The following is a 1,955-nucleotide window of genomic DNA, read 5'->3' on the forward strand; positions in this document are numbered from 1 at the left end:
TAGCCCGGGTTGATTGGAACGGAAGGTACGAGACTCCTGCGGGACAGAGGGAGAGGTGATACCCCACAGACCCTTTTAGCGCTGAGGAGGCTCACCCCACGCCCCGCGGAAAGCGGGAGCGGAAATCAACCGGCCAGTCTAACAAAGGGAATCCTTATGGACTTTTTCAGTGCCCTCCAAATTTGCCCCAGCTTTTTCATCAATCTCCTATTTCTACCCTAAAATTCTAAACGTTTACATCTTAATGATGCTTTCCCTCCACTATCCAGTGAAGAAATCCAGGAACCCTGTAATAATCACGGCATTAAAAAAGTCCGAGATCATCCGGCCTATCGGAATTGCCAGATAAGCAGCAGGTGCAAAACCGTATTTTTTTGTAATTGCCTGCATGTTCGCCATAGCATTAGACATGGCTCCCATTGAATAGCCGATAAAACCTGCAGTCTGAACGGCAGCCTCATAGTTTTTACCGAGCAACTTATAGATCGCGTAATAGGAGAAAAAGAACATGAAAGCTACCTGGACAATCAAAATGACAATGACCGGAAGCGCCAAGTCTGCTAGTACCCAAAGCTGAAGACCCATTAAAGCCATAGCAAGGAATAAAGACAGGGAAACCTCTCCAATGATCTCCATTTCTTTATGTGGATAATGGTTTTCACCAATCGCTTCTACAATGTTTCGGATTACAGCACCCATAACCAACGCCCCCATATAATCAGGGAAAGTAATACCTGTGCCAGCCATAAGTTTTGAAAGAATAACTCCGGAACCTAAAGCCACAGCCAACATCATAGCTGCATTTACAACACGGTTGACATTGGTTTTGATCATGAGGGGCTCTTTCATTTCCTCTTCTTCCTCTGTGATATACTCTTTTTCAGTTAGATTGAGCTGGGTCAATCTTCTTCGCATAATTGGGCCGCCCAGTATGCTCCCTGCTACCAATCCAAATGTTGCGGCAGCCAGGCCAACTGCAGACGCTCCCACTACGCCATATACCGGGCTCTCCATAACAGCACCAAATGCGGCAGCTGTACCCGGTCCTCCCATCAGGGAAATAGAACCAACTGCTAAACCAAGCCTCGGGTCAATACCAAACAATGAGGCTATGCCGCTTCCTATCACATTTTGTACTGTAAGAACGACAACGGAAAGAACCAGGATAAATAGAATCTGTTTTCCACCTCTCCTGATAAGTGGTATGCTGGCGGAAAAACCAATAGTAGTAAAGAATACCGTCATCAAAATATTTTGCAGAGTCGTATCATGAGAGATTGTCAAAATGCCATTAGCCGTAAGAATTGTGTTGATCAGCGCGAATACGAGGCCGCCGACCAGTGGAGCAGGTATACAATACTTACTTAAGAAAGGGACTTTCCTGACTGCCCAAGTTCCAAACCAGAACAAAACTGCTGCAACGCCAGCTGCCTGGTATAAATCAAGTTCTATTTCGATCATAAGCTTCACCTCAACGAATTTTTTTAAAACACCTCAACAAAAATTACTCCGGAGAGAAAACTTTGATTGAGAGTTTTAAAGACAATTATTTCCTCTAACTATATACTACCATATTTTTCATCTTACCAAGTTTTTCGAGAATGACTGATCTAATGAGCTGTCGAAGATACGGCCTTACTTCTATCATTCTCTCGAGATAACAACCATATACAAAACCAACCTTTAAATGAAGAGAATTCACTATTAATACCACCACGCTTAACAAAATCATCCATTGCGATTTTAGGAAGAGTTTTCAATCAAGAACCCATAGTATTCTATGGAACTCTTTTTGTTATTTGGTCATATTTTTTAACACAATAGAAGATAATAAAAAAATCCTGTTTCAAACGAGATTTTTACCTCATTCACTTTATTTAGTTTCCCGAAACAACTATACCATCAGTCCAATTCTTTCCCTACAACTTGAATTTTCCCACTTTTCAAGCTAAACT

The 1,955-nt window shown here is 42.2% G+C and carries 1 protein-coding gene; it reads right to left on the reverse strand.

What is annotated here, in order from left to right:
- Positions 1-261 precede the first annotated feature (261 nt).
- Positions 262-1,461, reverse strand: coding sequence for a sodium/glutamate symporter (gltS, locus tag AC52RT_RS17900; RefSeq protein ID WP_495542005.1), 1,200 nt, complete (start codon positions 1,459-1,461; stop codon positions 262-264).
- Positions 1,462-1,955: the final 494 nt, after the last annotated feature.

The organism is Peribacillus sp. (genome assembly GCF_059453735.1).